The 6,273-nt window shown below is 62.5% G+C and carries 7 protein-coding genes; 3 read left to right on the forward strand and 4 right to left on the reverse strand.

The genetic code is table 11. The features are described from left to right. The first annotated feature begins 43 nt into the window (after positions 1-43). The 3 genes from AC2FNB_RS03730 (at position 44) to AC2FNB_RS03740 (ending at position 2,049) form a co-directional block, all read left to right on the forward strand. Positions 44-424: a VOC family protein gene (locus AC2FNB_RS03730; RefSeq protein ID WP_496744546.1), complete on the forward strand. Its 381-nt coding sequence runs from the start codon at positions 44-46 to the stop codon at positions 422-424. A gap of 135 nt (positions 425-559) precedes the next feature. After that, positions 560-1,030, forward strand: a complete 471-nt coding sequence (gene greA / locus AC2FNB_RS03735) for a transcription elongation factor GreA (RefSeq protein WP_480748692.1) — start codon at positions 560-562, stop codon at positions 1,028-1,030. Positions 1,031-1,044: 14 nt separating this feature from the next. Beyond that, complete coding sequence (locus AC2FNB_RS03740) at positions 1,045-2,049, forward strand: hypothetical protein (RefSeq protein ID WP_496744548.1); 1,005 nt, start codon at positions 1,045-1,047, stop codon at positions 2,047-2,049. Positions 2,050-2,064: 15 nt separating this feature from the next. On the opposite strand, the gene AC2FNB_RS03745 is transcribed toward AC2FNB_RS03740, so the two are convergent. From AC2FNB_RS03745 to AC2FNB_RS03760, 4 genes are all read right to left on the reverse strand, one after another. Beyond that, complete coding sequence (locus AC2FNB_RS03745; RefSeq protein ID WP_496744550.1) at positions 2,065-4,134, reverse strand: molybdenum cofactor synthesis domain-containing protein; 2,070 nt, start codon at positions 4,132-4,134, stop codon at positions 2,065-2,067. Beyond that, positions 4,131-4,622 (reverse strand): molybdopterin-guanine dinucleotide biosynthesis protein B, encoded by a 492-nt coding sequence (gene mobB, locus AC2FNB_RS03750; protein ID WP_480748689.1) that lies wholly within the window; start codon positions 4,620-4,622, stop codon positions 4,131-4,133. Before mobB ends, AC2FNB_RS03745 begins: the two co-directional genes overlap by 4 nt. Beyond that, positions 4,619-5,260, reverse strand: a complete 642-nt coding sequence (gene mobA, locus AC2FNB_RS03755; protein ID WP_496744552.1) for a molybdenum cofactor guanylyltransferase MobA — start codon at positions 5,258-5,260, stop codon at positions 4,619-4,621. Before mobA ends, mobB begins: the two co-directional genes overlap by 4 nt. Positions 5,261-5,320: 60 nt before the next feature. Further along, a partial coding sequence (locus AC2FNB_RS03760; protein ID WP_496744554.1) for an AEC family transporter occupies positions 5,321-6,273 on the reverse strand: 953 nt, incomplete at its 5' end.

Consider the following 6,273-nt stretch of genomic DNA (forward strand, 5'->3'; position numbering starts at 1 on the left):
TAGGGTGAGTCGTGACAAGACCCGAATTCGAAAGGGAGCAATCATGCCTGCAACACTGGAACACACGAATTTCACCGTCAGCGACCCCAAATCGACCGCCGCCTGGATGCAGGATGTGTTCGGCTGGAAAATCCGCTGGGAAGGCTCGGCCAAGGCGGGCGGTTACACGGTTCATGTCGGCAACACGCATACCTATCTGGCGCTATATGCACCCCAATCCCCCAGGCCATCAGGCGAAAGCAGCTATGACATCGTTGGCGGCCTGAATCACGTGGGCGTCGTTGTCGAAGACCTGGACGCCACCGAACAAAAGGTCCGCGCCGCCGGATTCGAACCCCACAACCACGCCGATTACGAACCCGGACGGCGGTTCTACTTTGACGATGACAACGGCATCGAATTCGAGGTGGTCGCCTACGATTAGGCCGTATTCCGCGCGTCGGCGCGTGCTGACCCCTTGCATTCTGCCGTCCATTTGGTTCAGGTATTGACTGAACCTACCAGTCGCCCCGACGCATTGCGCGGCGGGGCGACGCAATTTATGCGTGGAACAGTAACGATGGAAAAGATTCCGATGACGCCTGCGGGCTTCGCCGCGCTTGAGGCCGAGTTGAAAAAACTCAAATCCGAAGAGCGTCCCGCCATCATCAAGGCCATTGCCGAAGCCCGCGAGCATGGCGATCTGTCCGAAAACGCCGAATACCACTCGGCGCGCGAAAAGCAGTCCTTCATCGAGGGCCGTATCAAGGAACTCGAAGGCGTCCTGTCTCTGGCCGACGTGATCGACCCCAAAAGACTGTCCGGCGCCATCAAGTTCGGCGCCCGCGTCACGCTGGTCGACGAGGACACGGACGAAGAAAAGACCTGGCAGATCGTAGGTGAGCACGAGGCCAATATCGAAAGTGGTCTGCTCAACATCAAATCGCCCATCGCCCGTGCCTTGATTGGCAAGGACGAAGGCGACAGCGTCGAGGTCCATACGCCCGGCGGCCTGAGGTCTTACGAAATTCTGACCATCCAGTATTCCTGACGGGGGGCACGGCCATGTCGGGCACCCCACCGGAAAAGGAAGCGGACCGCCCGACTTCGCTTGGCATCTACGACCGCCCGCAAAAGCAGTCCATCACCGGGATCGAGATTGCGGCCATCGTGCTCAGTGTACTTTGGCTGGCCTTCGCCGTGGTCTTCATCGTCATGCCCCGCAACGAAGCCGCCAGCGGGCCGCTGGTCGTCATGCTGGCGGTCTTTCTGCCGGTGGCAATGATATGGGTCGCGGCAACCGCCATGCGCGCCAGCCGCATCATGCGCGAGGAAAGCCAGCGCCTGCAAACCGCGATCGACGCGATTCGCAACGCCTATGTCCTGCAACAGCAGCGCGCCGCGATCATTCAGGAACCGACTGTCACCAAAAAGCTCGACCAGATCGTCGCAGCGGCGAAAAAGGCCGAAACCACGCTGGCAACCTTCTCGACCTCGCGGGCAGCCGAAAAGGTCAAACCGGCGACGCAGATCAAGTCCGGATCATCCAACGGCCAGACCACGCTGGAACTTGGCACCCCTGCCGAAGCGCTCGCACCGCCGCTTGGGACCGAGGATTTCATTCGCGCCCTCAATTTCCCGGAAACCGCCGAAGACACTGACGGGTTCGCCGCGCTGCGCCGCGCATTGAAAGACCGCAAGGCCGCGCAGCTCATTCAGGCCGCGCAGGACGTGCTGACCCTGCTCAGTCAGGAAGGCATCTATATGGATGACCTCAAACCGGATATGGCACGCCCCGAAATCTGGCGCCAGTTCGCCCAGGGTGCCCGTGGCCGCGCAGTGGCCAGTCTGGGCGGCATTCGCGACCGCTCGTCGCTGGCCCTGGCTTCGGGCCGCATGAAACAGGACCCGATCTTTCGCGACGCGGCCCATCATTTCCTGCGCCGTTTCGACCACATGATCGTCGCCTTCGAACCCGAGGCGACGGATGCCGAGATCGCGGCCCTTGGCGAAACCCGAACCGCGCGCGCCTTCATGCTGCTGGGCCGCGTGGCCGGGACGTTCGACTGACCGGCGTCGCAGGGTCTACAACCCGAAACTGCCATAGGGAATGAATCGCACCGGATCGCCGGGGCGGATATGCTGCTCGCCGTCGCCAATCTCGACCAGCCCGTCAGCCCAGCTCAACCCGCTGATACGGCCCGACCCTTCCGAGCGGAACACCTCGACCTGGCCCTCGCGCACCCGCGCCCGCAAGTATTCCCGCCGCCCCGGCTTCTTGCGCTTTTCGAACGCGGCAGGCAGGTCGAACCCCTGCGGCTCCTGCCAGTCTTCACCCGCCAGCAGGCCCATCGCGGGCCGCGCAAAGATCAGCGTGCACACCATCGCCGCCACCGGATTGCCGGGAAGGCCGAAAACCGGGGTTCCGTTCCAGATACCCAAGGCCAAAGGCCGCCCCGGTTTCAGCGCGATGCGCCATTCCTGCATCGCGCCCGCCTCTCGCAGCAGCGCCGACATATGATCCTCGTCCCCGGCAGACGCCCCGCCGCTGGTCAGGATCACATCCGCCTTTTCGGCGGCCTCGTCCAGCCTGGCCCTCAGTGTGGGCCGGTCATCCGGCACCCGCCCGATATCGACCGTTTCGAACCCGAACCGCTCGGCCATCGCCAGCAACATCGGGCGGTTGGCGTCGAATATCTGGCCCGGTCCCGCTTCGTCTCCCGGCTCGACCAGTTCGTCACCGGTCGATACCACCGCCACACGCAGCGGCAGATGCACCGGTGCCACGGCCACGCCCACCGCCGACAACAGCGCCAGATCGGCCGCGTTCAGCTTGCGCCCCCGGCGCAAGACAATATCGCCGGCGGCCACGTCCTCGCCCGCCCTGCGCGTGTTGGCCCCTTGCTTCAACGGACCGTGAAACGCGACATGGCCGTCCTGAACGGTCACGTCCTCCTCCAGAATGACCGTATCGACACCTTCGGGCAGCGCCGCACCCGTCAGAATGCGCAACGCCTGCCCCCCGGCCAGAACCCCGTCGAACGGCACCCCCGCCGCCGCCCGCCCCTCGGCCAGCGGCACCACATGCGCGCCCTCCGGATAGCCCCCGGCAAAGCCATATCCATCGACCGCCGAATTCGGCAGCGGCGGGTTGGAACGCAGCGCCACCACATCTTCGCTCAGCACCCGGCCCAGCGCCCGCATCACCGGCAATCGTTCAGTCCCGGTCACGGCATGCATCCGCTCGCGCAGCATCGCCAGCGCGTCGTCAACCGGCGTCCAGTTCACGCCCGCAGGCAGGGCGAAACAATCGTTTTTCAAAGGCGGCGGCGCGATATCCGGTTTTGCTTGCGTCACACCCATGATCCACCCTTCCTCTGCTGCGCTGACATCCAATTGTTGCGCCAAGTCTTGCCGCGAAAGGCCTGCCAGATTCAATGCGACCTGTTCGACCTGCCAGGCATCCCTGATCCGCCCTTCCGGCGCCGCACCCAGCGTCAGCGACGGCCAGACCTCGACAAACGCCACCGCCCTGTCCAAAGGCTCATAAGGCCAGACGGCGACCTGCCCCGCAAACCTTCGGCGCAACCGTGCCAGAACGGGCAGGCCCATCATCACCTGTCCGCCCACCGCGCCCGCGCCACCCATCTGCCAGCAGGTGAAACTTCCCCTGGCAAGCGCCTCGACCCTGCGGCGATCCGGAAACGGGTTGTGATAGTCATCCTTGCGGCGCGGCAGCCCCTCGATGTCCCGTTGCAACCCGTTCATCCAGAACGGTCCCCTGCCCCCGAACACCCGATTGATCTCACCGGCCAGATCGAACCGGTTGTTCGCCGCCGGATCGTCCTCGATCCGCGCCTCGAACCAGTCCCACAGCTCCAGCGGATCGTCGGTTCCGGTCATCGCGCGGGCAAACCCCCGCGGATAGCCGAACGGAAAATCGAACCCCAGAAACAGACGCCGCCCGGCAGCCACCTCTGCGGCAATCAACTCTGCCAGCCAATCTTCGGCCCGCTGCCGGTTGCGCAGATAGACCGGCTCGTCGGCCTGCCCGCCCCGCACCACACAGACCCAGATCGCATCCCTTCGCGGGCGTGGCCCGGTGTCGTTGCCACCCGACCAGTCCACCATCGCAAAGGTCCTGAATGGGGTCACAAACCGACCTCTTTCAGGATGAAATCCGCAATGGCCACGGTGTCGTTCAGATCGAACACAGGCCGGTCCAGGTCAAGCGCCACATCGCTCGCCACAGCCCGGATGCTGGCATCCCCCGGCGCGATCAGCTCATTGCCCGGCTCGGCACGATAGGCCTCGATCTTGGGGTGACGTTCGCGCTTGTACCCTTCGATCAGCACCAGATCGACCGGCGACAACCGCGTCAGCAACTCCGACAATGCCGGTTCCGGCGCACCGCGCAACTCCTGCATATGCGCCACCCGGTATTTCGAGGCCAACAGCACCTCTGCCGCCCCCGCCTGCCGGTGGCGAAAACTGTCGCGTCCGGGGTGATCCACGTCAAACGAATGATGCGCATGCTTGACAGTTGACACACTGAAACCGCGCCCGGTGATCTCGGCCACCAGACGTTCCATCAGCCCGGTCTTGCCTGCATTCTTCCAACCAGTGACGCCATAAACCTTCATGCCCGCTCCAACAGATTTTCAGCCATCGCCAAATCCTCGGGCGTGTTGACGTTGAAAAACGGGTCGAACTCGCCTACCGGAAACAACGCCTCGCACCCCTCATGCCGGTCGGTCCACAGCACCACCTTGCGCAAGCCCTCGCTCAGCGCGGCGCGCAGATCATCACGCAAAGCCACCGGCCACAGGCCAAAGGTCGGATGACGGTTCACCTTGCCCCGGCCACCCGATTTCAACTCTGCCCCGGTGCGCGGCGTGGTTGCCAGCACCAGAGGATGCGCCTGCCCTTCGGCAGCAGCCATGAGCCGCGCCACCAGATCGCGCGGAAAGAACGGCGTGTCGGCAGCGGCGGTGACAATCGCCTCGGCCCCCTGATCTGCGGCCCAGTCCAGCCCGGCCAGAACCCCGGCCAGGGGCCCTGCAAAGCCTTCGATGGAATCTACAATCACCGGCAAGCCCAGATCGGCAAACCGCGCAGGATCACCGTTGGCATTCAGCGCCAGTCCCGCCACTTGCGGACCCAAACGGCCCATGACATGCGACACCAGCGGCTTGCCGCCCAACAGCAGCCGCCCCTTGTCGCCACCGCCCATCCGGGTGGCCAGACCGCCTGCAAGAATCACGCCCAAAGGCTGCTTCATTGTCACTCCCGCCATGCTCAAGCGAACGAGGCAACACCTTTAAATCATTTCCACCGAGACTCAATTCAATTGAAACGCTGTCGGATAGAGATGGTGGAGAATGAACAACCACGCAATCAAAGTCCCAACCGACAGAAACGATGTCGCCGACACAGTATGCGCCGCCAACTCGGTCTCCTGATCATAGTGCTTGGCCAGTAGAAAGATGTTTTTCGCAGTCGGAACCGCCGCCGATATCGTCGCCGCAATCGTCCAAAGCGGGTCAAGCCCGACCAGGTGTGCCGCAAGCAATACCAGCCCCGGCGCGACAATCAGCTTGGTCAGGGACAAGACCAGAATAAGTGGCCCTGTCTTGACGATGACTCGCACGCTGGTCGTGTACCCGATTGCAAAAAGCGCGACCGCCGCCAGACCCTGGCTTAACACCTCCAGGTAATCCTTGACTGCCGGAGCAAAACCCAAACCAGTGATCGAATATGCAACGCCCAGCAGGGTTCCAAGAATGATCGGGTTTTTCAGAACATTGATGAGCAGCCTTGCAACACCGGTTTTTTTTGCCGCCGATTGCCCGGAAACGCTTTCCAGAATGATCGTCAGCGTCAAAAGCAAAACCGCGACAACCAGATTTGCCAACACTGCAGGCAGTGCGCCGCTCGACCCGAAAATTGCGTGGAGTATCGGCAAGGCGACAAGCGCCGTATTCGATGCCACTGCCGCAAAGGATGCAACTGTCGCCGCACCGGTCGAAAAATGCTGGACGCGCCTCAACACCAGAAAGAGCACGGCAAACAGAATTGCCAGCGCCCCACCATAGGCCATGTAGAAGCCATAGTTGAGCAGATCACCAAATTCCTCCTGCCCGATGAGATAGAACATGATCGCCGGAAGCAGAACATAGACAGCAAACTGTACCAGAGATTCAGAAATCGTATCGGACAGCAATCCAGTCCACGAAAAGACATAACCCGTCAGAATGACCGCAAACACAGGTGCAATAAGGTTGAGCAGTTCCA

It is taken from the genome of Ruegeria sp. BHSB058, from assembly GCF_059613285.1.

Excerpts from the sequence above, each read along its gene's own strand:
- AC2FNB_RS03730 (WP_496744546.1), top strand. The coding sequence starts at position 44 with ATGCCTGCAACACTGGAACACACGAATTTCACCGTCAGCGACCCCAAA.
- greA (WP_480748692.1), top strand. The coding sequence starts at position 560 with ATGGAAAAGATTCCGATGACGCCTGCGGGCTTCGCCGCGCTTGAGGCC.
- AC2FNB_RS03740 (WP_496744548.1), top strand. The coding sequence starts at position 1,045 with ATGTCGGGCACCCCACCGGAAAAGGAAGCGGACCGCCCGACTTCGCTT.
- mobB (WP_480748689.1), bottom strand. The coding sequence starts at position 4,622 with ATGAAGGTTTATGGCGTCACTGGTTGGAAGAATGCAGGCAAGACCGGG.
- mobA (WP_496744552.1), bottom strand. The coding sequence starts at position 5,260 with ATGAAGCAGCCTTTGGGCGTGATTCTTGCAGGCGGTCTGGCCACCCGG.